The organism is Sphingopyxis sp. (assembly GCF_035250425.1).
GTDB lineage: Bacteria > Pseudomonadota > Alphaproteobacteria > Sphingomonadales > Sphingomonadaceae > Sphingopyxis.
In genome coordinates, this window is sequence record NZ_DATFFD010000278.1 from 1 (window position 1) to 24,041 (window position 24,041).

At 64.3% G+C, this 24,041-nt stretch carries 20 protein-coding genes; 7 read left to right on the forward strand and 13 right to left on the reverse strand.

Annotated elements, in window-relative coordinates; all coding sequences use genetic code 11:
- A partial coding sequence (locus VJ811_RS16820) for an autotransporter outer membrane beta-barrel domain-containing protein (protein ID WP_324074497.1) occupies positions 1–1,034 on the forward strand: 1,034 nt, incomplete at its 5' end.
- 3 nt (positions 1,035–1,037) lie between these two features.
- Here VJ811_RS16820 and VJ811_RS16825 read toward each other — a convergent pair.
- The 4 genes from VJ811_RS16825 to VJ811_RS16840 form a co-directional block, all read right to left on the reverse strand.
- Complete coding sequence (locus VJ811_RS16825; RefSeq protein ID WP_324074564.1) at positions 1,038–2,261, reverse strand: NAD(P)/FAD-dependent oxidoreductase; 1,224 nt, start codon at positions 2,259–2,261, stop codon at positions 1,038–1,040.
- A gap of 111 nt (positions 2,262–2,372) precedes the next feature.
- Positions 2,373–3,086: a glutamine amidotransferase gene (locus tag VJ811_RS16830; RefSeq protein WP_324074565.1), complete on the reverse strand. Its 714-nt coding sequence runs from the start codon at positions 3,084–3,086 to the stop codon at positions 2,373–2,375.
- Between the two features lie 152 nt (positions 3,087–3,238).
- A complete protein-coding gene (locus VJ811_RS16835; protein ID WP_324074499.1) occupies positions 3,239–3,484 on the reverse strand; it encodes a hypothetical protein in 246 nt (81 codons plus the stop codon).
- Positions 3,484–4,536 carry a Leu/Phe/Val dehydrogenase gene (locus VJ811_RS16840; protein WP_324074501.1) on the reverse strand — a complete coding sequence of 351 codons (1,053 nt, stop codon included), beginning with the start codon at positions 4,534–4,536 and terminating at the stop codon, positions 3,484–3,486. The genes VJ811_RS16835 and VJ811_RS16840 overlap by 1 nt, the downstream gene beginning before the upstream one ends.
- A 125-nt stretch (positions 4,537–4,661) precedes the next feature.
- Between VJ811_RS16840 and VJ811_RS16845 the strand changes: the two genes are divergently transcribed.
- Complete coding sequence (locus tag VJ811_RS16845; RefSeq protein ID WP_324074502.1) at positions 4,662–5,132, forward strand: Lrp/AsnC family transcriptional regulator; 471 nt, start codon at positions 4,662–4,664, stop codon at positions 5,130–5,132.
- A gap of 34 nt (positions 5,133–5,166) precedes the next feature.
- On the opposite strand, the gene VJ811_RS16850 is transcribed toward VJ811_RS16845, so the two are convergent.
- From VJ811_RS16850 to VJ811_RS16870, 5 genes are all read right to left on the reverse strand, one after another.
- Positions 5,167–6,936 (reverse strand): hypothetical protein, encoded by a 1,770-nt coding sequence (locus tag VJ811_RS16850; RefSeq protein WP_324074505.1) that lies wholly within the window; start codon positions 6,934–6,936, stop codon positions 5,167–5,169.
- 219 nt (positions 6,937–7,155) lie between these two features.
- Positions 7,156–7,986 carry a hypothetical protein gene (locus tag VJ811_RS16855; protein ID WP_324074507.1) on the reverse strand — a complete coding sequence of 277 codons (831 nt, stop codon included), beginning with the start codon at positions 7,984–7,986 and terminating at the stop codon, positions 7,156–7,158.
- Positions 7,987–8,384: 398 nt separating this feature from the next.
- A complete protein-coding gene (locus VJ811_RS16860) occupies positions 8,385–9,854 on the reverse strand; it encodes an HlyD family type I secretion periplasmic adaptor subunit (protein WP_324074509.1) in 1,470 nt (489 codons plus the stop codon).
- The gene (locus VJ811_RS16865) at positions 9,851–12,034 is read right to left on the reverse strand and encodes a type I secretion system permease/ATPase (RefSeq protein ID WP_324074512.1); all 2,184 of its coding nucleotides are present in this window, start codon (positions 12,032–12,034) and stop codon (positions 9,851–9,853) included. The genes VJ811_RS16860 and VJ811_RS16865 overlap by 4 nt, the downstream gene beginning before the upstream one ends.
- A 267-nt stretch (positions 12,035–12,301) precedes the next feature.
- Positions 12,302–12,772 (reverse strand): Lrp/AsnC family transcriptional regulator, encoded by a 471-nt coding sequence (locus VJ811_RS16870; RefSeq protein WP_414711968.1) that lies wholly within the window; start codon positions 12,770–12,772, stop codon positions 12,302–12,304.
- 94 nt (positions 12,773–12,866) lie between these two features.
- Between VJ811_RS16870 and phhA the strand changes: the two genes are divergently transcribed.
- The 5 genes from phhA (at position 12,867) to VJ811_RS16895 (ending at position 17,317) form a co-directional block, all read left to right on the forward strand.
- A complete protein-coding gene (gene phhA, locus VJ811_RS16875) occupies positions 12,867–13,733 on the forward strand; it encodes a phenylalanine 4-monooxygenase (protein ID WP_324074516.1) in 867 nt (288 codons plus the stop codon).
- The gene (locus tag VJ811_RS16880; protein WP_324074518.1) at positions 13,730–14,932 is read left to right on the forward strand and encodes an amino acid aminotransferase; all 1,203 of its coding nucleotides are present in this window, start codon (positions 13,730–13,732) and stop codon (positions 14,930–14,932) included. Before phhA ends, VJ811_RS16880 begins: the two co-directional genes overlap by 4 nt.
- Before the next feature lie 68 nt (positions 14,933–15,000).
- Positions 15,001–16,302 carry a fumarylacetoacetase gene (fahA, locus tag VJ811_RS16885; RefSeq protein ID WP_324074520.1) on the forward strand — a complete coding sequence of 434 codons (1,302 nt, stop codon included), beginning with the start codon at positions 15,001–15,003 and terminating at the stop codon, positions 16,300–16,302.
- Positions 16,303–16,356: 54 nt separating this feature from the next.
- Positions 16,357–17,022: an SDR family oxidoreductase gene (locus tag VJ811_RS16890; RefSeq protein WP_324074522.1), complete on the forward strand. Its 666-nt coding sequence runs from the start codon at positions 16,357–16,359 to the stop codon at positions 17,020–17,022.
- Positions 17,015–17,317: a 4a-hydroxytetrahydrobiopterin dehydratase gene (locus tag VJ811_RS16895; RefSeq protein ID WP_324074523.1), complete on the forward strand. Its 303-nt coding sequence runs from the start codon at positions 17,015–17,017 to the stop codon at positions 17,315–17,317. The genes VJ811_RS16890 and VJ811_RS16895 overlap by 8 nt, the downstream gene beginning before the upstream one ends.
- 49 nt (positions 17,318–17,366) lie before the next feature.
- Here VJ811_RS16895 and VJ811_RS16900 read toward each other — a convergent pair whose 3' ends face one another.
- The 4 genes from VJ811_RS16900 to VJ811_RS16915 all read right to left on the reverse strand — a co-directional run bounded on the left by VJ811_RS16900 (position 17,367) and on the right by VJ811_RS16915 (position 24,002).
- Positions 17,367–18,854 carry a S10 family peptidase gene (locus VJ811_RS16900; protein WP_324074525.1) on the reverse strand — a complete coding sequence of 496 codons (1,488 nt, stop codon included), beginning with the start codon at positions 18,852–18,854 and terminating at the stop codon, positions 17,367–17,369.
- Between the two features lie 86 nt (positions 18,855–18,940).
- The gene (locus VJ811_RS16905) at positions 18,941–21,181 is read right to left on the reverse strand and encodes a TonB-dependent receptor (protein ID WP_324074527.1); all 2,241 of its coding nucleotides are present in this window, start codon (positions 21,179–21,181) and stop codon (positions 18,941–18,943) included.
- A gap of 212 nt (positions 21,182–21,393) precedes the next feature.
- Positions 21,394–22,527 (reverse strand): pyridoxal phosphate-dependent aminotransferase, encoded by a 1,134-nt coding sequence (locus VJ811_RS16910; RefSeq protein WP_324074531.1) that lies wholly within the window; start codon positions 22,525–22,527, stop codon positions 21,394–21,396.
- Between the two features lie 161 nt (positions 22,528–22,688).
- Complete coding sequence (locus VJ811_RS16915) at positions 22,689–24,002, reverse strand: APC family permease (protein WP_324074533.1); 1,314 nt, start codon at positions 24,000–24,002, stop codon at positions 22,689–22,691.
- Between the last annotated feature and the right edge of the window lie 39 nt (positions 24,003–24,041).

The following is a 24,041-nucleotide window of genomic DNA, read 5'->3' on the forward strand; positions in this document are numbered from 1 at the left end:
CGGCACCGCTCCCCTCGCCCGATCCCGAGGTCGAAGCCCCGCCGCCGACGCCGGGCGCGACCCCGGCCGTCGCCGAGCCCGGCGAAGCCGTGCCGCTCTATCGGCCCGAAGTGCCCGCCTTTGTCGCGGCGGTGCCGGCCGCGCATCTTCTTGCTGCCGCGACGCTCGGCACCTTCCACGAACGCCGCGGCGAACAGGCGCTGCTGCGCGGTGGCGGGACGCTCCCGTCGACATGGGGCCGCGTCTTCGCCGAGGATAGCGATATCAAATGGGACGGCGACGTCGCCCCCTCGCTCGACGGCGACCTCTCCGGCTTCCAGATCGGCCAGGATTTCGCCGGCTGGGGCGAAGAGGGCGGAACCAACATCCGCCTTGGCGCCTTCGTCGGGCGGTCGTCGACCGACGGCACCGTCCGCGGCAGCGCGATCGGCTGGAACGACCTGACGGTCGGCCAGATCGACGTCAAAGCGACGAGCCTGGCGGGCTATGCGACCCTGGTCGGGACAAGCGGCTGGTATGTCGACGCGGTCGTCATGCACAGCTGGTTCGACGGCAATGCTGCCGCGAGTAGCGGCGAGGCGATCGACGTCGATGGCAAGGGTTGGGCCGCGTCGCTCGAAGCCGGCTATCCGCTAGCGCTCTCGGGCCGCTGGACGCTCGAGCCGCAGGCGCAGATCGTGTGGCAGCGGATCAAGATCGACGATCAGGCGGATGCCTTCTCGGCGATCGATTTCGCCGCGGGCGATTCGCTCACCGGGCGCGTCGGCCTGCGCTTGCAGGGCGAATATGGCGACTTCCAGCCCTATCTCCACGCCAGCCTGTGGCACGGCCTGTCGGGCGACCAGACGACGCGTTTCGGCACCGACCCGATCCGAACCGACCTGGGCCGGACCGAGGCCGAGGTTGGCGCCGGGGTTATCGCGCGCATCGGGACAAGCGTCGCGGTGCATGTGAAGGGCGACTATGGCTTCGACGCCGACGGCCCGCGCAGCCGGCGCTACGGCGGCACAGTGGGTGTAACGATCCGCTGGTAGCGGTCAGGCGGGCAGCAGCGCCTTCAACGGGGTTTCGGTGTCGGCGAGCTGTTCGGCCGTCGCCCGAAGCCCCGCAGTCACGATCATCCGGCCCTGAACATAATCCTTGGCCCTGTTGACGCAGTCGATCGCGATCACCCGGCCCGCCTTGAGGTAGACGACCGAGAAGCTGCGGTTCGCGGGATCGCCGCGCAGTACCGCTTGGTCGTGCCCGGTTGACAGCCCCGCGGTCTGGAGCTTGAGGTCGTACTGGTTCGACCAGAACCAGGGGATCGCATGGTAAGGCGCTTCGTCGCCGACGATGCCCTTCGCGACGACATTCGCCTGGTCATTGGCGTTCTGCACCGATTCAAGCCGGATTTCGGCGCCCTCGGCGAAGTCGTTCGCATGCGCCGCGCAGTCGCCGATCGCATAAATGTCGGGCAGGCTCGTCTTGCAGAGGCGGTCGACGCGCACGCCGTTGGCACAGTCCGCACCCGCGGCGATCAAAGGTTCGACCGCGGGCACGATGCCGATGCCGACGATGACGAGATCGGCGGGGATGACCTCGCCGCCGGACAGGCGGACGCCGGTGACGCGGGTATCGCCTTCGATCGCATCGACGCAGACGCCGAGCCTGAGGTCGACGCCGTGGTCGCGGTGCTCCTTCTCGTAGAAACGCGACAGGTCTTCGCCCGCGACGCGCGCGAGCACGCGGTCGAGTGCTTCGAGGAGCACGACTTTCTTGCCCGCCTTGTTGAGCACCGCCGCGGCTTCGAGGCCGATATAGCCGCCGCCAATGACGACGATCTGGCGCGCGGTCTCGGATGCAGCCTTCATCGCATCGGCATCGGCGCGCGTGCGCACGCCCTGCACGCCGGGAAGGTCGCCGCCCGGGACCGGCAACATGCGCGGTTGGCCGCCGGTCGCCCAGACGAGCTTGCCATAGCCGATCGTCTCGCCGCCATCGGTGGTGACGGTGTGGGCGGCCGGATCGACGCGCGCGACGCGCTGGCCGAGCAGCATCGTGACTTCGCGCTCATCCCAATATTTGGCGGGACGCAGCTGGATGCGTTCGAATTCCTTCTCGCCCGCGAAATATTCTTTCGACAGCGGCGGGCGTTCGTAGGGAAGCTCGGGCTCGTCGCCGATGATCGCGATGGTCCCTGCAAATTTCTGCGTGCGCAGCATGATCGCCACCTGCGCCCCGCCATGACCCGCGCCCACTATCACCACGTCGAACTGCATCGTCTTCGTCTCCGACTGCTCGCCGGTGCCCCTCGCACGCGTCCGCGGGCGAGGCAAGCCGCCGCCGCCTCGCCATCGCGAAAGAAAATCTTGAAGGTCGGCGAACGCCGTTCAGTCCGTCAGCCCGGCGAGCCATTCGGCGATCATCGCGCGCCCCGCGACAACGGCGGGTGGACCATGCCGGCTGTGCAGATCGCGCATGCCCTCGACGCTCCCGCCGGTTTCGGCCAGCGCATCGGGCCATTGGCGCAGCCATTCGTCGAACCGCGGATCGAGCCCCATTTCGCCGTGAAACTGCAGCGCCAATATGTTGTTGCCGCGGCGGAATGCCTGATGCGGATAGGCGGGCGTCGACGCCAGCAATTCGACATCATCGGGAAGGTCGAAGGTGTCGCCGTGCCAATGGAGCACGGGCACATCAGCCAGATGTCGCAGCGGCGAGGCCGTGTCGACAAGGCTCAGCGGGTGGAACCCGACCTCCTTCGCCGGCCCCGGATACACGCGCGCGCCCATCGCCGCGGCGATCATCTGCGCGCCGAAGCACACGCCGAGCGTCGGCCGCCCCGTGTCGAGCCGGCGTGCCAGCCGCCGGAGCTGACAGGCGATCCACGGATGCGCGTCCTGCTCGTAAACCCCCATCGGTCCGCCCATCATGATGAGCAGGTCGGGCTCGCCGAGGTCGACCGCACCGAAATCCGGGTCGGCGACATCGATACGCGCCAGCGCATATCCCGCGGCCTCGATCGGCTCGCGATATCCGGCGATCCCTTCGTGCGGAACATGGCGGATGATGAGTCCGGTTCTGGTCTTTTGCTGCGGTGGCATTTCGGGCGATGAATCGAGTGGTTGCTGCGCTGTTTCGAACGCACCCTGTCTAGCCAAGCCATCGCCCCGATGTCACTCTACCAAAGCAGTAGAGATACTGTTGCGGCCCGTAGCTGAGCTTGGCTCCCTTCGCTACGGGCCGTCATGGACCGTCAGGCCGGTGCGGCGACAAACTCTTCCAGTTCCGACCCCGTAACGGCGACAACTTCGCCCAGCTTCGCCGCGATGATCGCCGCCTGTCCGGTCGGAAGCCCCGCGACCGTCACTTCGATCCGCATATGCGTCGGCAGAACCTGCATCGCCATCGCGCTCGGCACGATCGACCGCTGCGCGAAATAATTGGCGACGCGCGGCAGCGATTGCGGATCGAGGATCGCGTCGACCCGGAAGCGATGCATCAGGCGGCCTCGCGCTGCGCGCCCGCGATCACCTCTTCGGCCATTTCGTCGGCGACCAGCGCGGGCGAGCGGCCTTCGCGCGCTGCACGCTCCAACAGCGCACCGACGCGCGGCGCGATCTCGGCGACGCGAAGCTTCACGTCGCTTTCGTCCTCGCCCAGATATTCGGCCGCCACGTTGATGATCCCGCCGGCGTTGACGACATAGTCGGGCGCATAGGCGATGCCGCGCTCGAGCAGCATTGCGGCGACGTCGGGGGTCGCAAGCTGGTTGTTCGCGGCGCCGCAGACGAGCTTCGCCTTCAGCCTGGCGACCGTTTCGCGATCGAGCGCGCCGCCGAGCGCGCAGGGCGCGAAGATGTCGGCCTCGACCGACGCGATCTCGGACACGTCGACGACCTCGGCGCCATGCACCGCCTGCAACCGGTCGCGGCGCGCCGGATTGACGTCGGCGATCACCAGCCGCGCACCCGCGTCGGCGAGGCGGCGGCACAGGTCGGCGCCGACGTTGCCCGTGCCCTGCACCGCCACCGTCAGCCCGGCCAGATCGCGCCCCAGCGCGAACTCGGCCGCGACCTGCATCGATTCGAACACGCCCCTGGCGGTCCACGGCGACGGGTCGCCGCCTGCGCGCCCGGCGACCGCGGGCAGCCCGGCGACATGGCGCGAGACCGAGGCGACCTCCTGCATGTCCTCGACCGATGTGCCGACATCCTCGGCGGTGACGTACATCCCGCCCAGATTTTCGACCGCGCGGCCGAAGGCGCGGAACAGGGCCACGCGGTCGAACTCGCCTTCTGGACGCCGCAGCACCGCCTTCGCGCCGCCGAGCGGCAGCCCGGCGAGCGCATTCTTGTAGCTCATGCCTTCGGCAAGCCGCACGGCATCGCCCAGCGCGTGCTTCATGTCGGGGTAGGACCACAGGCGGCACCCCCCCGCCCCCGGCCCCAATGCGGTCGAGTGGATCGCAATGAAACCGTCGAGCCCCGCTTCGAGATCATAGAGCCGCACGCATTCGAGCGGCGGGGCCAGACGGGCAAGGCGGACGACCATGAAACATACTCCTTTGATTGAGCGTGCCTTGTCGCATTTCCGCCTTGGGCATTCTTGATCGATTATCGGCCGTCCACGTCTGTTTTTGCATGTTATGATCCAAAAAATTGTCATATACGGAAAAAATGACCGATCCTGATCCATTCGAGATAAAGATTCTCCGCGAATTGCAGCGCGACGCGAATCAAACGACGGCCGAGATCGCCGAGCGCGTCGGGCTGTCGGTGTCGCCATGCTGGCGCCGCATCGACCGGCTCGAACGCGAGGGCTTCATCAAGAAGCGCGTCGCGATCATCGACCGGCGCAAGGTCGGGCTCAACGCGCATGTGTTCGCACAGGTCAAGCTCAACGCCCACGGCCGCGCCAACCTCGACGAATTCAGCGCCGCGATCCGGGGGTTCCCCGAGGTGCTCGACGCCTATGTGCTGATGGGCACGACCGATTTCATGCTGCGGATCGTCGCGAAGGACATCGACGCCTATGAACGCTTCTTCTTCGACCAGCTGAGCAAATTGCCGGGGATACAGGAAATCAATTCGACGGTGGCGCTGTCCGAAATCAAGGCGACGACCGAACTGCCGCTGGGTCAGGATTAGGCAGCGGGCCGTCCCCGCATTTACCGGCGCCGACCTATAATCGATCCATGCGGAGCCAAGCCTTGTCGCCGATCCATGCCTTCGACAAGGCCTTGTCGGCGGCCGCGGCCTCCAGCCGGTTCCCCTGCGCGGCCTCGCTGCGGCCAAGCCCGTAAAGCGCCCAGCCGTTGTTCGGCGTCTGCGCCAGCGCGGCGCGGAAGGCCTCGCTCGCCTCGCCATAGCGCCGCGCCCGGAACAGCGCCGCGCCCAGCGACTGCTTCACCGGATAATACCAATAGGGCGGCTCCTGATAGGGAATGCGGGCCTCGATCGCGATCGCCTGACGGTAGAAGCCGATCGCTTCGTCGGTGCGGCCCTGCGCGCTTGCGAACCGGCCGCGCGCCACCAGCTCGGCCAGCGAGACCAAATCCCCCGCCGGCACGCCCTGTTCGATCATCGCCTTCATCGCATCCGACGTCCGTATCCGGGTCATCGCCGCCAGTTCGCGATCGAATGCCTTGCGGTTGCGAAGTCCGGCATAGGCGATACTGCGGGCGAAATGCCGCATCGCGGTCGGATAGGCGAGGCTCGGGTCGGGCGCGGGCATCGCCAATATGGCGTTCGGACCGGCGAATTGTGCCATCGCAAAATAGGGCGCGGCATCGATCGACTGGATCCACGCGATTTGCGCCGAGGTTTTGGGATCGAGTACGGTGCGGAGCCGCTGCGCCTCGCGAATGGCGGTGCCCATATCGCCCGCCATTTGCGCCGACGTCACGATGAAGTGGATATTGTGCGGATAATAGCCATAGCGCACGAGCCCGTTGTCGCCCGCGCTGCGGATGAACTCCTCGTCCGCGCGCGCGGCGGCGATGTTGACGCGGATCGAATCGGCGTGGCGGCCGCGCAGCTGATAGATATGCCCGGGCATGTGGACGAGATGCGCGGCGCTCGGCGCCGACGGGCTCGCCAGCCGGTCGGCGGCCGCCTCGGCACGCTGCGGGTCGCTCGCTTCCACCAGATGGATATAGAGATGGTTCGCCTGGACATGGCCGGGATTGCGCTTCAGCACCGTCTCGACAAGCCGCACCGCCTCGCCGCTCCGGCCGACCGATGTCTTCTTGTCGGCCTCCCAATAATTCCACGGGCTCGTGCCCATCACCGCCTCGGCGGTGAGCACCGCCACATCGTCATCCCCCGGAAACCGGCGCGCGACATCGAGCATCGCATCGGCGTAGCTGGCATCGAGCGCGGCGCGGTCGCTTCCCGGGTCGCGCGAATATCGCTTCGCGACGGCCTCGATCAGCGCGCGCTCCATCGGCGTTGCGGTGCTTCGCAGCGCCATCGCGCGGTCCATCGCATTGAGCGCCGCCTCACGGTCGCGCTCGTCCATCGGCGCATTGATGTTCGGACCGAGCGCGACGGCCTCGCCCCACCAGCACATCGCGCAATCGCGGTCGAGCCGCTGCGCCTCGCGAAAGGAACGCACCGCGCCCGCATGGTTGAAGCCATAGGTCAGGAGCAGCCCCTGGCTAAAATAGCGCCGGGCCTGATCCTGGTCGGTCGAGACCGGAAACGGCGAGGCGGCGAGGTCCGCAAAGAGCGGTATCGGCCTGCCCTCGCTCGCCGGCGCCGCAAACGCCGCCGCGACCAGGAGATTCTGGGCCAAGGACGAACCGGCGCGCCTGCCTCCGCAGAGCAGCGTCGCAAGACGGCTCGGGTCGAGCGCGTCGAGGGCAGCCGCCGCGAAAGTCGGCGGCGGCGCAAAGCTCGTCAGCGAAATCCCGATCCCCAATATTGCCGCCGTTTTGAACGGACCAAGCATCTCAATCCCCTTCCCCAAAGGTGACCAGAAACAGCAGCGCCAAAATATCATGAAAACATTACGCGCCAAAACCGAATCTGCAGCGGCGCGAATGCACTAACGGGACGCGGTCGCCATTTCCGATCCAACGGGGCAGGCCGGCGCTCGATCGCCTTGTACGGTTTATCACGCGGTCTGAGCGTTCCGACCCTGGCATCGCTGAGGCCATCCTTCACCCCATCAATCTTGCCTCTCAAAAGGACTCAATCCATTATTTGCGCTGAAAGATCCTGAACTGAGCATGTTAGCTAAAGATCGACCACTATTAAATCTTTCACCATCGAATTTTCTTCCATAGTATTTTGGAAGCCACGGAAGTCTTTTTTCGATCCCCGTTGTAATCTCATCGCTCGACAGCGATATTGATATGCGGCGAAGTCGATATCCTGGTCCAAATACGCCAGGAAGATTATCGAAATGAACCGCCTCCGCGCTTGTCGGGTCTGCTGGATTTTTGAAATGGACTAGAATCGGTCTCGGGTCCGTATTCTGAAGGCCCACTGTCTTAATTGGGCTCGGCCAGATCTCAGCGCTCCGCCGCCATTGCATGGGAGTTTCTTCCTCCCCCAGCAGGCGAGAGCCGAGCGCACGACCCGGAAGTTGCTTTGCATAGTCTGGGTCACCATCGTTACCGCTCAGTAGCGCAAATAGAGTCTGATTTTCAGGCAGATCGACCGCAACCGCCTCCCCTCTGAAAGTCAACGATGCTTGGCCTCTCTCTAAGGGAATGATGCCGGGGCTACCGTGATCGACGGGAACAACACCGCGCACGGCACTTCCCACCCGTAGGCCGACAGGGGTTTCCACCTCTACGGTCATCTTATAGCGACGCTCTTTACCGCTCGGGCTACACGCAGATAACAGGCTTGCCATTCCGCCGCCGGCTAGCATCAAACAAAAATTTCGCCGCGCAATCATCATTTTCCCGTTGAAGTTATCACGACCGTCTTCAACCTTGACTTCGGCTAAGGCATCCAACGCGAGAACAGGCAAAAAAAGATCGCGGCTCATCTATCGAACTCCATACTGATGGCCGGAATTTTTCGAGATACTAAAATGACAGGCGCAGCAATTGCGCGACTGCGCGCCGTTGCCTCACCGCTGCCCCGGCCAACCGGCCCCGTCAGCGATATGCTGGACAAACCCGCCCAACGCGTACCGCTCAACGTCCTCAGCACCATCGATTCTGGACATTCTGTCAATGCGCCCCTCCCGGTAATGCATTGAACGATTGCAACATTTTTCGAAAACTCAACTGAAAAACAATCCAGTTCGGCGCTTTTGGCGTTTCCGTACAATTGCGAGGCAGAAATGGCTTGGCGTGCACGGAGCGGCTATGGTTTCTGACCCATTCTGAACCTTGCTCTGACGCCTCTCGCCCGGGGCACCGAACGACAGGCCGACTCGCCTCACCGCTCTCGACCCGCCTCATCGAGTGCCTGCGCGATGGGCGACAGCAGAAACTCGATGATCCGCCGCTCGCTGGTTTTGATCTCGGCCTGCACGGCAAGTCCCGGCCCGATCGGTTGGTCGCGCCCGGCGACGCGGATGCTGCGCTTCAGCAGGCGGATACGTGTCGTATAGATCAGGCCCGGCTGGACGACGCGGCCGTTGCGGTCGCGTTCCTCCGCGGCGCCAGGCTCGCTCGTATCGACCGCGTCGCGGCTGATGCTTTCGACGACGCCCGGCACAATGCCATAATCGGTGAACGGATAGGCCTCGAGCTTCACCCGAACCGGCTGGCCTTCGCGGACGAAGCCGATGTCCTTGTTGAGGATACGCGCCTCGACCACCGGGGTGGCATCGTCGGGCACGACGATCATCAGCGTCTGCGCGGGCTGCACGACCCCGCCGACGGTCGAGATGGCAAGCTGCTGGACCGTCCCCGATACCGGGGCGCGGAGCTGCATGAATGCCTGCCGGCGTTCCGACTTGGTCACCTCCTCGCGCGCGAGGCTGGATTGCTGCTGGCTTTCGGCAAGTTCGGTGGCTGCCGTTTTACCGAAGCTGCCGCGCAGGCGCGCAAGCTGCGCGTCGATATTGGCGATCGTCGCGCGGGCACGCGCCGCATTCGCCTTTTGCACCGCGATATTCTGAACATGCTCGATCTTCAGCTGCTCATATTCGAGCAGCCGGATCTTTGAGAAATAACCCTTGTCCGACAGCTCGCGCCGTGCCGCGAGCTGCTGGTCGACGATCGGCAGCGTCTGTTCGAGCTTGGCGATCTCGGCGCCGACACTCGCCAGTTCGGCGGCATTTTCGGCGCGCTGTTGCATCAGGCTCGCGCGTTCGCCCTCATATTCGGCGATCGCCGAACGGACATATTGCGACTGCGTCGAGGCGATCTCGGATGACGTGCCCGCAGGCGCCGTGAAGCGCGCGGCGCGGCCGCCGAGATGCCCGAGCAGCGCGGCGTTGCGCGCGGCGTCGACCTCGGCGCCCAGCAGTCCCTTGCTCGCCTGTTCGGCCTCGGCGCCCGCAAGCGTGGGATCGAGCTCGACAAGCAGTTGTCCCGCCTCGACATGCTGCCCATTCTTCACATGAATCGCGCGCACATAGCCGATCTCGATCGGCTGGATTAGCTTGACGTTGCCCACAGGCACCACCTTGCCGCTCGCGGTCGCGACGACATCGACCCGCCCGATGACCGACCAGACGAGCGCGACGACCAGCAGCCCGCATAGCGACAGCATCAGCCAGCGCAGCCCCGGGCTCGGCGGCTTTTCCATGATCTCGAGCGCCGCGGGCATGAATTCATGGTCGCTGCGGGGCCGCGCCAGCCGGTCGGCCTCGTCCTGGCGGCGCCAGCTTTCGCGCAGGATCGCCCCGTGCCGAGCCATATTCGGAAAGCGCTGCGACAGGCGTTCGCGCCAGCTCATGCAGCGGTGCCCATCTGCTTGGCGTGGAGCTGTGCATAGCGCCCGCCCGCGCGGAGCAGTTCGGAATGGGTTCCCGTCTCGGTAACCTCGCCCGCCTCGACGGTGATGATACGGTGGCACTGGCGCACGGCGGACAGGCGGTGCGCGATGATGATGACCGTCCGCCCCGTGGCGATGCGCGCAAGATTATGCTGGATGATCTCCTCGCTCTCGGCATCGAGCGCCGAGGTCGCCTCGTCGAGGATCAGGATGCGCGGATCGTTGATCAGCGCGCGGGCGATCGCCATGCGCTGGCGCTGCCCGCCCGACAGATTGCCGCCGCGTTCGTCGATCACCGTATCATAGCCGTGGTTGAGCTCGAGGATGAACTCATGTGCGCCCGCGAGCTTTGCCGCCTCGATCACCGCATCCATCGGCCGCGTCGGATCGCCGAGCGCGATATTCTCGCGCACCGTGCGGTTGAAGAGGATATTCTCCTGCAGCACCACGCCGACCTGCCGCCGCAGCCATGGCGGATCGACCAGCGCGAGGTCGACCCCGTCGACGAGCACGCGCCCCTGTTCGGGGACGTAGAGACGCTGGACGAGCTTGGTGAGCGTCGACTTGCCCGAGCCCGACGGGCCGACGATGCCGAGCATTTCGCCCGCCGCGACGTCGAGACTGACCCCGCGCAATGCCTCGGGCGCGTCGGCGCGATAGCGAAAACGCACCTTGTCGAAACGGATCGCGCCGTTGATCGGGGGCAGGCTGGCACGGTTCGGGTTATATTCGGGCTCGGCGGGCGAATTGAGCACATCGCCCAGCCGCTCGACCGAAATGCGCACCTGCTGGAAATCCTGCCACAGCTGCGACAGGCGTAGGATCGGCGCGGCGACACGCCCCGACAACATGTTGAAGGCGACGAGCGAACCGACGGTCAGGTCGCCCGCAATCACCGCCTTGGCTCCGAAATAGAGGATCGCGACCGTCGTCAGCTTCGACACGAGCTGGATCAGGTGGCTGCCCCAATTGGCGAGCTTCGCGACGTCGAAGCCGGTGTTCGTATAGCCCGCGAACAGCTTTTCCCAGCGGTCGCGCATCTGCGGTTCGACCGCCATGGCTTTCAGCGTGCCGATACCCGTCACGCTCTCGACAAGGAAAGACTGGTTTTCGGCGCCGCGCTGGAATTTTTCCTCGAGCTTCGTGCGTAACCCCGGCGAGATCAGCACCGAGATCAATATATAGCAGGGTATCGACAGCAGCACGATCAGCGTCAGCAGCGGCGAGTAAAGATACATGACCGCGAAGAAAACGATGGTGAAAAACAGATCGATCACGACCGTCACCGCGTTCGAGGTCAGGAATTCGCGGATACTCTCGAGCTCGCGCACGCGTGCGATGCTGTCGCCAACGCGTCGCGCCTCGAAATAAGAGAGCGGCAGGTTGAGGAGATGACGGAACATGCGCGCCGACAGCTCGCTGTCGACGCGGTTGGCCGTGTGCGCGAAAAGCCAGTTGCGCAGGCCAGACATCAAGGTTTCGAAAAGGAGCACCGCAGCAAGGCCGAATGCCAGTACGTCGAGCGTCGTCATCGACTGATGCACGAGCACCTTGTCGATCACCAGCTGGAAGAAGATCGGAGAAACCAGTCCCATCAGCTGGAGAAAGAAGGACGCGATCAGGACGTCGCGGAGCGGTCCACGATAACGCACGAGCGCGGGAATGAACCAGGCGATGTCGAAGGGCCGCGTATCGCCGACCATCTTCTCGCGGCTCGTCATCAGGAGCACGCGTCCCGACAGACGCTCGGTCGCCTCGGAGTGGCTCCATATTTCGGGTCGTTCGGCGTCGCCGCGCTGGACCAGGTAACGCGGGTTCAGGCTGGCATCTTCGACCTTGAGCAGGATGACCGCATCGCCATCGGCGGTTTCCGCCAAAGCCGGCAGCGGCAATTTCGCTATGTCGGGTAGCGCCACCTGACGGACGCGGGCCGTCAAGCCGATCCGTTTGGCAATGCGGGCCAGGTCTTCCAGCTGAAAGGGCTCGTCGCCCCTTCCGCGGTCGTGCGCGATCTGACCCGCATCGGCCGGGACGCCCAGGAACTTCGCGAGCAGCAGGAAGCATGCAAGCGACCGGTCGATCTGACCGGAAGCTCTTTCGGTGGGGCCATCGGATGAGGATGGATCGATGGCGTCGAACATTTGGCGGGGTAATCTTCCGAGATGGGCTTTAAGTAACTCGTGCCACTATTAGTTTGCCCGATGTCGCGCGCAACACACAAATCCGCAGAAACTGGAGCTCGCCTGGGCCCACATCGACTTGGGTGCAATCCGGCCAATCGATGCAATCCGCATGCGTCTGACGGCAGACTTCGTCGCGCGCCGTGAGACTTTACCGGGAAGGCCGCATCGACCGGCCTCTTTTCGGCATTAAACGACACAAGGGGCGCTTTCCCCCGGTAATCGCACTTATACCGGCAGCGCGGTCGTATATTTTGTGAGCGAAAGTGCGAAGTGCGATGCCGCGCCCGCCACCGAAGCGTGCGACAGCAATATATCCATCAGAAACTCGTTATAGTCGGCGACGTCGGCGACAGCGATGCGGAGCAGATAATCCCACTCGCCCGACATCGAGAAGCATTCGATGATTTCGGGGCGGGTCTGCACAAAACTCTCGAAGGCGGCGCGCGCATCGCGCGCATGGCTGTGCATTCGAATATTGCACAGAACGTTCACCCCGCGACCGATCTTTGCGGGATCGACGAGCCGCACGGTCGCCATCAAGATTCCGGCATTTTCGAGCACCTTGATCCGGCGCCAGCAGGAAGCACTCGACGCGCCGACGCGGTCGGCCAGTTCGGTGTGCGTGATCGCGCCGTCCTGCTGCAGCGCGGCGATGATTCGGCGGTCGATCTCGTCCAATTGACGCATCCGTTTCAATCCTTCCGATATATTGACTGATCCATTTCGCGGATTGGCCGTTTCTTCGGAAGATTGAAACTATTTTTCACCGAAAATGTGCAAAATATGTTGCATGGCACAAGATACACTCATCCGCCCCGAAGGTGCGGCCGAAGACTGGACCATTCCGCAGGAGTGGGGCGCCTACACGCCCGCGGAACATGCGATGTGGGACGATCTCTTCGAGCGGCAGGCCAAGATGCTTCCCGGCCGGGTCGCGCCCGAGTTTCTCGACGGCCTCGACATATTGCGGATGACCAAGCCCGGGATTCCCGATTTCGACGAACTTAACGAGCGCCTGATGAAGGCGACGGGCTGGCAGGTCGTCGCCGTTCCGGGGCTGGTGCCCGACCGCCTCTTCTTCGAGCATCTCGCCAATCGCCGCTTTGTGGCAGGGCGTTTCATCCGCACGCCCGAGCAGATCGACTATCTGCAGGAGCCCGACATCTTCCACGATGTCTTCGGCCATGTACCGCTGCTCGCGAACCCCGTGTTCGCCGACTATATGCAGGCCTATGGCGAGGGCGGCCTGCGCGCCGACGGCATGGGTGCGATCGACCACCTCGCGCGGCTCTATTGGTACACGGTCGAGTTCGGCCTTATCCGGCAGAAGAACGAGCTCAAACTTTACGGTGCCGGCATCGTCTCATCCTACAGCGAGTCGGTCTTCGCGCTCGACGATGCGTCGCCGAACCGGATCGGCTTCGACCTCAAGCGGCTGATGCGCACCAAATATCGCATCGACGATTATCAGCAGACCTACTTCGTGATCGACAGCTTCGAGGATCTGCTGAAGCAGACCGTCGAGACCGACTTCGCGCCGCTCTACCGCGAGCTCGAAACCGAGAGCGACCTCGAGGTCGAGACCATCCTTCCGGAAGACCGGGTCTTCACGCGCGGCACGCAGGCTTACGCCCGGGCAAAGGAGCTTGCAGCATGAGCGATATTCTCGAAACCGCAATCGAGGCGCCGCTTCCGCTTTCCCTGCTCGCCGCCCAGCCCGCCGACGCGCTGCTCGGCCTCATCGCTCTCCATCGCGCCGACACGCGCCCCGGCAAGATCGACGTCGGCGTCGGCGTCTTTCGCGACGATGCCGGCCGCACGCCGGTCATGCGCGCGGTCAAGGCGGCGGAAGCGCTCCTCTTCGAGACGCAGCACAGCAAATCCTATCTCGGCGCCGAGGGCGACACCGGCTATACCGAGCTTCTCGGCCGGACCGTGTTCGGCGCGCTAGCCAGCAGCGAGCGCATCACCGGTGTGCAGACGCCCGGCGGCACCGGCGCGCTACGCCTCGGCGCCGAACTGCTCGCCCGCGCCAATAGCGAGGCGGTGGTCTGGATCGGCACGCCGACCTGGCCCAATCACGGGCCGATCTTCGCCGAGGCCGGCCTTGCGACCCGGACGCATCGCTTTTTCGATCCGGCGAGCGCATCCATCGACTTCGACGCGATGATGACCGACCTTGGCGAGGCCCGCCCCGGCGATATTCTCCTGCTCCATGGCTGCTGTCACAATCCGACCGGCGCGGGCCTGACCGCTGCACAATGGGCGTCGATCGCGGCGCTATGCGACGCGCGGGGGCTGCTTCCCTTCATCGACCTCGCCTACCAGGGGCTCGGCGACGGGCTCGAGGAAGATGCCGCGACGACGCGCATGATCTTCGACCGGCTTCCGACGGCGATCCTCGCCTATAGCTGTGACAAGAATTTCGGCCTCTACCGCGAACGCGTCGGTGCGCTGTGGGTCCAGGCCGCGAGCGCGCCGATCACCGAGCGCGCGCGCGCCAATATGCTTTCGCTCGCGCGCAGCATCTGGTCGATGCCGCCCGATCATGGTGCCGCCGTGGTGCGCGTGATCCTCGAAAATAGCGCGCTTCGCGCCGAATGGGAGGCCGAACTCGATGCGATGCGCTCGCGCATCAATGCGCTACGCGCGGCGCTCGGCGCGGCGCACCCCGCGCTCGCGCCCATCGCCGGGCAGCGCGGCATGTTCGCGATGCTGCCGATCACGCCCGAGGCGGTCGTCGACCTTCGCGAGAGCCACGGCATCTACATGGCCGGAAATGGACGCATCAACATCGCGGGCCTGACGCGCGAGACCGTCCCTGCCTTCGTCGCCGCGCTGGCGCCGCATCTTTGAACCGTCGCCAAGAGGGATAGAATGACTGCACGAGCTTCCAAACCGCTGGCCGCAATGGCTTCGGCGCAATGAACTGGTGGACGACCGACGAGACGCACGATCCGGCGCGCAAGAGCTGGGTAGCGAGCGCGAATGGCCATGAGGCCTTTCCGGTCCAGAATCTTCCGCTCGGTCTTTTCGCGCCGGCCGGACGCGAGGCGCGCATCGGCACCGCGATCGGCGACCATATCCTGGACCTTCGCGCTTGCGCCCATGCGGGGCTGCTCGGCGGCATCGTCGCCGACGCCTGCCGCGAACCGGCTCTCAATGCGCTTCTCGGCCTGCCGGCCGCGCAAAAGCGAGGCCTGCGGCGACGGATCAGCGAGCTGTTGTCGGACGCCGATTTCCGAAATGTCGTGGAGAACAAGCTGTTCGCCGCACGCGACTGCGAGTTGCATGTTCCCGCGCGCATCGGCGATTACACGGACTTCTATGTCGGCATCCACCATGCGAACAATGTCGGCCGGCAGTTCCGCCCCGACAATCCGCTCCTGCCAAATTATAAATATGTGCCCATCGGCTATCACGGCCGCGCCTCGTCGATCCGTGCGAGCGGCGTCGCGGTTCGCCGGCCCAAGGGCCAGCGCAAGCTGCCCGACCGGGAGACCCCATCCTACGAACCAACCGCGCGCCTCGACTATGAACTCGAACTCGGCGTCTGGGTAGGCGCGGGCAACGCGCTCGGCGAAACGGTCGAAATCGCCAACGCCGCGAAACATTTCGCCGGCCTTTGCCTGCTGAACGACTGGTCGGCGCGCGATTTCCAGGCATGGGAATATCAGCCGCTGGGTCCCTTTCTTGCCAAGAATTTCCATTCGACGATCTCACCCTGGATCGTGACCGCCGAAGCGCTCGCCCCCTTCCGCGTCGCGCAGCCGGCGCGGCCCGCGGGCGACCCGGCTCCGCTTCCCTATTTGCTCGACGATGCGGACCAGGCGCACGGCGCCTTCGCCATCACGCTCGAGGTCTATCTCTCTACCGCGAAGATGCGCGAAACCGGCGATGCGCCCTTTCGGCTCAGTACCGGACCGGCGACGAACATGTACTGGACCGTGGGCCAGATCCTCACGCATCATGCATCGAACGGCTGCAACCTCTCGCCCGGCGATCTCCTCGGGACAGGAACCATCTCGGCGCCCGATCGCTCGGGCTTCGGCAGCCTCCTCGAGATATCCGAAGGCGGGAAGGCACCGATCGTCCTGCCGAACGGCGAGGAACGCTGCTTCGTGGAAGACGGCGACGAGATCATCCTGAAAGCCGCCGCCTCGGCGCCCGGCTTCGTGCCGATCGGCCTCGGCCTGTGCAACGCGGTGGTCGTGCCGGCGGTATGAGCAACCCCGCCCAGCACGGCAGGCAGTCACCGCTCCGCTGATCAAGGAAAATCCATGCATGTCATCATAACCGGCGCGGCCGGCGAGCTCGGCCGTGCGGTCGTTGCGGCCTTCGCGCGCCTTGGCCATAGCATTACCGCGATCGACCAAGCGGAAGGTCCCGTCGACGGCGTGCCGACCGTCCGGACGATCGGCGTCGACCTCGGCGACCCGCATCGGGCACGCGCTGCGATTGCCGACCAGGTGGCGACACATGGCAAGATCGGCGCGCTCGTCCATCTCGTCGGCGGCTTCAACTGGATCCCGGTCATGGACTCGACCCTCGAAGACTGGTCCGCGCTGCATGCCGTCAACATCGGCACGACGCTCAACGCGATCCACGCCGCAACGCCGCATATTTGCGCCGGCGGGTCGATCGTGTGCGTGGGCGCAGCCGGGGCGCAGCCCGCGCGAGCCGGAATGGCGCCTTACGGGGCGGCGAAGGCGGGTGTCGCGCGGATCGTCGAGGCGCTTTCAGAGGAGCTGAAGGGCCGGAAGATTCGCGTCAACGCGGTGGCACCGGCGATCATCGACACAGCGCGTAACCGGGCCGACATGCCCGACGCCGATCCCGCCGACTGGACCAGCCCCGATGCAATCGCCGACGTCATCGCCTTTCTTGCCGGAAGCAGCGCGCGCGCGATCAATGGCGCGCTCGTTCCGGTAACAAACAATGGGTGAGCCCTCCCCTGCCCGCGCACTCGCGCCCAACGCGCTCGAAGCGGCGCTGCAGAACCTTCCCGCCTGGCGCTACGACGCCAAGCGCCGCGCGCTGTTTCGGAGCCTTGTTCTCGAGGATTTCGGTGAAGCGATGGGCCTCATGGTCCGCATCGGCATCGAGGCCGAGAAGGCGGATCACCACCCCGAGTGGAGTAATGTCTACAACCGGCTCGACATCTGGCTGACGACCCATGACGCGAACGGCGTCTCGGATCGCGACCTCCACCTCGCCCGGCGCATCGACGCCATATTATGATTAAGCAGATCGCGCGCTGGCGAAAAGGAGCCGGCGCGCGGTCCGTCTCCTATCGCACGAAGGCGCGTATATCCTCGCCGATCTTGCGCGCGGTCGCATCGACCGAATAGCCCATATGGCCGCCATCGTAGAAGCGGAGCGAGACGCGAGCGGGATCCCAGCCCGACTGGGTCGCGAGCAACTCCGCGCCGCCAAGCGTCGTCTGCGTGTCGTAATAGCCGTTTCCGATCATCAGCTTGAAGCCCGGGTTCAGCCGCATCACCTTCGAGATGCCCTCATAATAGGGAAAGTCGCCGAACGGCCCGAGGTTGGGAGTCCCCCAGCTCCAGGCGTCGATGCCCGGAACGGGAGAATCGTAGCGATAGGTTTCCGTGCGGGTCACCTTGAGCGTGTCGCGCATATAGGTCTGGAAGAATTTCGCGATCGCGTCAGGCAGAACGTCCGACGGATCGACCGCGCCGCCCTTGTCGGTGATCGGCGCAGCATAACGTGCATCCGAGCGCCCCAATACGAGCTTCTCGTTCTTGAACAGCTCGACCCGGTAGCGCTCCTTGGTGATTTTCAGCCCATTCTCGAGATACCAATGGGCAGGAATTCCGCTGAAGGCCTCAAGCCGCGCCGCCACGATGCGGCGCTCCGCGTCGGGAAGGTCGCTGCCGCGGTAAAGCGCGGTGAGATACTCTCCCTTGGCGTATTTCGCCGCTTCGGCCGTGAAGGCTTCCAGCGACAGGCCGCGGCGATCGACCTTCCGGTGATACCAGCCGATCGCGGCGATGGTCGGCAGCGAAGCGACATAGCTGGTGATATTCGCCGGGCGCTGGGGCCATTCGATCACATTTACCGCCTGACCGTACAGGAATATCCCGGCAAGCGGCAGAGGCGATGCCCCCTGCGACAATTCGTCGGCGATCGCGGCCGCGCGATGCGTGCCATAACTCTCGCCGAGGATATAGACGGGCGCACCTTCGCGGCCGTTCTTTTTCAGCCAGGCCCGAATATAGGCCGAAAATTGCCTGGCATCGGTCTTGTTCGAAAAAAAGGCGGCTTCCTCGGTGCCTCCCGAAACGCGGCTGAAGCCCGTACCCGCCGGATCGACGAATACGAGATCGACGCTGTCGAGCGGCGAATATGCGTTGTCGACGAGCTTGAACGTGGAAGGATCGGCCTTCACATCATCGGGAAAGGCAATGCGCTTGGGGCCGAGACCTCCGATGTGCAGATAGGGCGAGGGGGTGATCGGGCCGCCATTGAACAGGAACATGACGGGCCGGTTCGGCAATTTGACATCGTCGCGTGTGTAGGAAAATCCAACAACGTCGGCGCTGCTGCCTTCCGGCTCGGTGCGGACCGGAACGGCCTCGACCGTGGCGGTATACCGGATGTTCACCCCGCCGAACTTGCCCTGGTGCCGCGTAACCGCCGGCTGGAAAGGGACTTCCCGAGCCGTTTCGGTCACCGGGGCCGGCTCGGCCCGGCCAAGCTGGGGCGCCAGCAGCGCGGCGGCAATCATCGTCGTGGCGAGCAAACGCAACTTCATATCCAAAACCCTTCCATTGCGGGTCCTCGTGAAACCGCCGAAGCGAACGGCAGCCCGGGAAAGCGCTGCCGCTCGCCTCCAGCGGATTAGAAGCTGCGCGCCAGCGTCAGACCGAAGGTCCGAGGCTGAATGTAGAGCGCGGTCGTGATGTTGGTACCGTTGCGATCGTCCGCGAGCGTGATCCCTCGCCGATCGCCGAGGTTGCGGATGAAAGCGGTCGCCGACCAGACTTCGTCCAGCGTCAGCCCGGCGCGCAGATCGAACACCGAATAGCCCGGAAGTTCGAGACGCGGACCCGTGCCGTTGACCGACAGGAATGCGCCCGGACGGTCGCCGACGCGCGTGAAGCTCGCGCCGACCGAACCCTCAAGGTTCGATGCGAGCTCAAACGTCTGGTCCACCGACAGGTTCGCGTTGAACTTGCTGGTGTAGGGCAGCGCGGCCCCGTCCGCGGCACGCAATCCGTTCTCGATGGCAGGGAGCGCCTCGGTGAGTTCGGCGTCGGTGATCGCCATATTGCCGGCGATGGTCATCCCCTCCCACGGCGTCACGGTAGCCGAAAATTCGATACCGCGGCTGCGGGCCTTCCCGCCGTTGGTGCGGAAGGTCAGTTGGGACGGGGCCGTGCCCTGGAGCTGGATATTCTTCCAGTCGATCTGGAAGATCGAGGTATCGATCGTGAGGACACCCGGAACGACCCGGCCCTTGAAACCAAGCTCATAGTTGGTGACGCGGTCCGGACCAAAGCTTTGCGGCCCCGTCTGTTCGATGTTCGGACCACCCGGACGGTAACCGGTCGCGGCGCGCGCATAGATCATCATGTCCGGGCCGATTTTGTAGCTCGGCGAAATCAGCCAGGTGAAGGCATTGTCCTTCGAGTCCTGCGACTGGATCCCGTTGGGGCCAAAAAGCGGGATCGCCGGCGCGTCGTTGTTGAAGACGAGCGACGACTTCTGCTTGTTCGAGGCGTAACGCCCGCCCACCTGAATGTCGAACTTGTCGGTGACATGGTAAGTGAGGTCCGCGAAAATCGACTTTTCGCGGTAGCTCGACGGGCCAAGGCCGGCGTAAGGCACCGCGATCTGCGAGCCGCTGGCGCTGTTAAGACGCAGCGTCTGGTCGGTGCCGACATGTTCGATCGTGTAGAAGCCGCCGATCAGCCAGTCGAACGTGTCGCCTTCGCCCGCGAGGCGAAGTTCCTCCGAGAATTTATGTGTGTAGTCCGCGTTGTCGATGACCACGGTCGCATCGGCCGGCGCCACGGTCGGGCCGTAGGAGAACGGCAGGCGGAACAGGTTGAGGAACACTCCCGTAACGTCGCTCGAGATGACGTTGTCGGCGCGGCTCCACGCACTGACCGAGGTCAGCGTAGCGCCGCCCATGTCCCATTCGCCGCGCGCCGAATAGAGTTGAAATTTGGAATGGTTGTATGAGTCGAGCGAATTCAGGGTCAGGTCGCCGAACAGCGGCGTGAAATTCGTCGAGCTGGTGAGGCGGACGCCACCGGATGTAACCGCAAGATCGCTGTTGATGGCGTCGACGGTCTGGTTCAGCGCCGAGAAGAGGAATTTCAGATTGTCCGTTGGCTCGAAGAGCACCGCACCGCGGAAGCCCCAGGCCTCGCGCTCGTTGACATTCTTCGACTTGAGCGCTGCGGGATTGATATTGTCGAGGAACCGGGCGTCGTCACGGTAGAAGCCGCTGCCGAGCACCGCGAGCCGATCGGTGATCGGGATGTTGATCGAGCCGCGCGCGGCCCAGCCTTCGCTGCCGCCGTCGATGCTCGTGCCGGCGAGTTCGATGCGCCCCGAGAAATCGCGGGTGTCGGGTTCCTTCAGAACATATTTGATCAGGCCGCCGAGGCTCGACGCTCCATAGAGCGTGCCCTGCGGGCCGCGAAGCACCTCGATGCGGCTGACCGCACTGGCGTCGAAATCCGGGATCGGCGGCTGGCCGCCGCCGGTGGTGCCGCCGAACTGGACGTCGTCGACAAGGATCGCGAGTGTCGGGCTGTTCGCGCCGCCCGTGGTCACGCCGCGAAGCGAGAGCGAGGACACGCGCTGGCCCGAATATTGGAGGCCCGGCACGCGGTCGAAATAGTCCGAGATGCGATTGAAGGCCTGCGTCGTCAGCGTCTCCGAGCTCACCGCCGAAATGGCGACGGGAACATCGAGCAGACGTTCCGAGCGCTTCTGCGCGGTTACGACGATTTCGGTGTCATTCGCCGGAGCAGCGGTATCCGCTTCCTGCGCCGCCGCCGTGCCCGATGCCATCAGCGCGCAGAGCGCCGTCGAGATCGCAAACCGCTTGTACAAATCATTCCGCATTACTGTCTCCCTAGTCCCCAGCCCCTGACCGGCGGTTCCAAAGGACCGGTCATTGAAGGTAATTGCACAGCCACCGCCCATTTATGGGTCGAAGATATGCCCTCCTGCTCAACACCCCGTTTGTGAGGCACTTGTCGGTTTAGGCTCATCGAAGAGCCATATTTATGCGAATGCCGGCCATTCCCGGCCGGTTCGGCATAAAAATTCTGCCTTCAGCGCGTTGCCCGCAAAATTGCCCCGCTCGGCATCGAGCGCGAATATTCCCGAATTCCGTCGGCGAGCGCATCGAGACTGCGCTGAAGCGTTGCCATCGGCTGCGCGAAGCCGATCCGGATATGTCCAGGAGCGCCGAAGCACTCGCCGGGGGCGACGAGGACGCCGCTGCGCCCGCATAGCCATTCGCTGAACGCCTCCGTGTCCGCGATCGCCGGGAGACGCGGGAAGCAGATACAACCATAGTCGGGGAGTTCGCCTGCGATCAGCCCCTCCTCCCGTAGGTCGTCAACCCAATGATCGAACACCGGGCGGGTCTCGGCGATCACGGCCGCGGAATAGGCATCGAACCGGCTGCGCTTCGCGAGCACATGAGCTCCGAGCGCGTGGGTCAGGGTCGAGACGCTGAATTCGACGCGGGCGTTCAGCGCGCGGCAGGCGCCAACAACCTCCGCGCTGCCAGCGATCCAGCCGCAGCGCAGGATCGCCAGACCGTATATCTTGGTCAGGCTCGAAACGCTGATGAACCACGGCGAAATATTCACCGCGGCCATCGGACGCACCGACGGGTCGGCATAATCGCCATAGACTTCGTCAACCACGACATGGATCTGCTTGCGTTCGGCCAAGGTCGCGAGTTCGAGCATCGTCGCGTGGGGAATTTCCATGCCCGAGGGATTATGCAGATTCGAAATGACGATCAGCCGCGTCTTCGGGCCGATCAGCCCCTCGATCTCTTCGAGGTCGGGCGCGAACCGCTCTCCCCGGCGTGCGAATGGCGTAGCGCGGAGCCCTTGGCTGATCGCGAGATCCGCGAACAGGTCAAACCCAGGTGCCTCGAACAATATCTCGTCGTCCGGCCGGGCCACGGCGCGATAAACGAGCGAGAGACCGCTGGTCGCCCCGCTCGTCGACAGAACCCGGTCGGCGGCGATGCCATAGCTTTCGCCGAGCATCCGCAGGACGTCGGGATTGCCGTCACCGAAGGCACTTTTGAAATGATCGCTGAAGCCCGGCTCGACGGCATCGACGATCAGATCGCGCAGCAAGTCACGAGGCTCGGGCACCGAGCTGTCGAACAGCGTCGACACGGCGGCGCCGCTACCACGCGCGCGCGCAAGTGCGTCGCGCACCCACTGGGAGTAGCTTTTATTTCGTTTCCAATCGCGATCCGGCAGCGTCATTCAATGATCCTTGTCAGGAACCGAGCTTTAGAGGATGGCGACGGTGCAAATTATGCGAAGTGCAGCTGATTCCGGCGCATCGCGCATAATTTTTCCCGCAGCCTCGCTCATCATTGAGCGGGGCTGCGCGAGAGGCGCGTACGGATGAGCCAGTAGATGAGCCCCAGGATCATCCATCCGCCGACGAGAAGATAGGGCCGGAAGTCTGCCTCGATCCCGAAGATGGTGATCGCCGCCGCGCATACGACCCCGCCGTAGGAGATGGCGATCACGCGGCGGGCCGGAATGCGCAGATTCGACTTGGCATGCAGCTTGGGATCCTGAGCGACCTTTACCGCGCACAGCGAACAAGCGAGATATTTCAGCATCGTCGGGACATTGACCGCGAGCAGCAGGAAGACGAGGCTCGAAGGCAGGAACAGTCCCGCCATCGCGAAGCAATAAGCGACAAAAAGAGCGCGGGTGGGGGTGCCGCGCCTCGGATCGATCACGGCGAGTGCCGACGGAAGGACGCCGGTGCGCCCCATCGCGAAGAGGCTGCGCGAGAAGATGAGCGTGACGGCGTTGATCGACTTGAAAATCGAAAAGGCGGCGGCACCGACGATTAGCGGAATTGCGAGATCCCCGATTGCGATCTTGGCGGCTGTGAGCAGCGGAGCGTCGCTGGCCGCGAGGGCTTCCGGACCCGCAAGGCCGAGAGCGGTGAAGGCGACGAGACCGTAGACGATCGCCGACAGCAGGCAGGCGAGCGCGATGCCGAGCGGGATATTGCGTTCGGGATTGCGGATTTCCTCGCCGATTTCGACCGCGGATTCGATGCCGAGGAACAGGCTGATCATCAGCGGCACGACTGCAAGTATCGGCAGGATGCCATGACCGAGAGGATCGCCGATATTGGCGATGTCGACCTGCGGAGTACCGGTAACGACGAAAATGCCGAGCACGACGATGAGCATGATCATCAGGAAGGACTGGGCCTTCGCGGCGACCCCGACGCCGAGGTAATTGATCGCAAAGACGATCGTGATGAGCGCGGCCATCGTCGGCTTGAGCGGCAATGGATAGATCATGCCGAGATAGCTGACGAGCACCTGCGCCAGGATCACGGTTGCGCCCACATTGGCGACGATGCGCATCCAGGCGATAAGATAGCCGACCAGCGGATGGAGGAAGCGGCTCGGCCATTCATAGGAGGCGCCCGACACCGGGTAGACCGAACCCAGATAGGAATAGGACACCGCGAACAGCAGCATCGGCAGCGCCGCGATCAGGATCGCGAGAAGCAGGCCCGAACCCGCGACCTGGGCGGTCGGTTGCAGGATCGAGAAGATCGATACGCCGATCGCCGTCCCCGCCCCCAAGGTCACGACGCCGAGGAGGCCGACGTCCTTTCGAAGGCGGGCGCTACCATTTTGTTCGGTCATGTCGAGATTCCGATTTCAGTCAGTGACGATGCGGACGCA

Coding starts and splice junctions, on each gene's coding strand:
- VJ811_RS16850 (WP_324074505.1), bottom strand. CDS start 6,936: ATGCTTGGTCCGTTCAAAACGGCGGCAATATTGGGGATCGGGATTTCG.
- fahA (WP_324074520.1), top strand. CDS start 15,001: ATGAACTGGTGGACGACCGACGAGACGCACGATCCGGCGCGCAAGAGC.
- VJ811_RS16840 (WP_324074501.1), bottom strand. CDS start 4,536: ATGGTCGTCCGCCTTGCCCGTCTGGCCCCGCCGCTCGAATGCGTGCGG.
- VJ811_RS16865 (WP_324074512.1), bottom strand. CDS start 12,034: ATGTTCGACGCCATCGATCCATCCTCATCCGATGGCCCCACCGAAAGA.
- VJ811_RS16835 (WP_324074499.1), bottom strand. CDS start 3,484: ATGCATCGCTTCCGGGTCGACGCGATCCTCGATCCGCAATCGCTGCCG.
- VJ811_RS16895 (WP_324074523.1), top strand. CDS start 17,015: ATGGGTGAGCCCTCCCCTGCCCGCGCACTCGCGCCCAACGCGCTCGAA.
- VJ811_RS16915 (WP_324074533.1), bottom strand. CDS start 24,002: ATGACCGAACAAAATGGTAGCGCCCGCCTTCGAAAGGACGTCGGCCTC.
- VJ811_RS16855 (WP_324074507.1), bottom strand. CDS start 7,986: ATGAGCCGCGATCTTTTTTTGCCTGTTCTCGCGTTGGATGCCTTAGCC.
- VJ811_RS16890 (WP_324074522.1), top strand. CDS start 16,357: ATGCATGTCATCATAACCGGCGCGGCCGGCGAGCTCGGCCGTGCGGTC.
- VJ811_RS16830 (WP_324074565.1), bottom strand. CDS start 3,086: ATGCCACCGCAGCAAAAGACCAGAACCGGACTCATCATCCGCCATGTT.
- VJ811_RS16825 (WP_324074564.1), bottom strand. CDS start 2,261: ATGCAGTTCGACGTGGTGATAGTGGGCGCGGGTCATGGCGGGGCGCAG.
- phhA (WP_324074516.1), top strand. CDS start 12,867: ATGGCACAAGATACACTCATCCGCCCCGAAGGTGCGGCCGAAGACTGG.
- VJ811_RS16905 (WP_324074527.1), bottom strand. CDS start 21,181: ATGCGGAATGATTTGTACAAGCGGTTTGCGATCTCGACGGCGCTCTGC.
- VJ811_RS16880 (WP_324074518.1), top strand. CDS start 13,730: ATGAGCGATATTCTCGAAACCGCAATCGAGGCGCCGCTTCCGCTTTCC.
- VJ811_RS16845 (WP_324074502.1), top strand. CDS start 4,662: ATGACCGATCCTGATCCATTCGAGATAAAGATTCTCCGCGAATTGCAG.
- VJ811_RS16860 (WP_324074509.1), bottom strand. CDS start 9,854: ATGAGCTGGCGCGAACGCCTGTCGCAGCGCTTTCCGAATATGGCTCGG.
- VJ811_RS16900 (WP_324074525.1), bottom strand. CDS start 18,854: ATGAAGTTGCGTTTGCTCGCCACGACGATGATTGCCGCCGCGCTGCTG.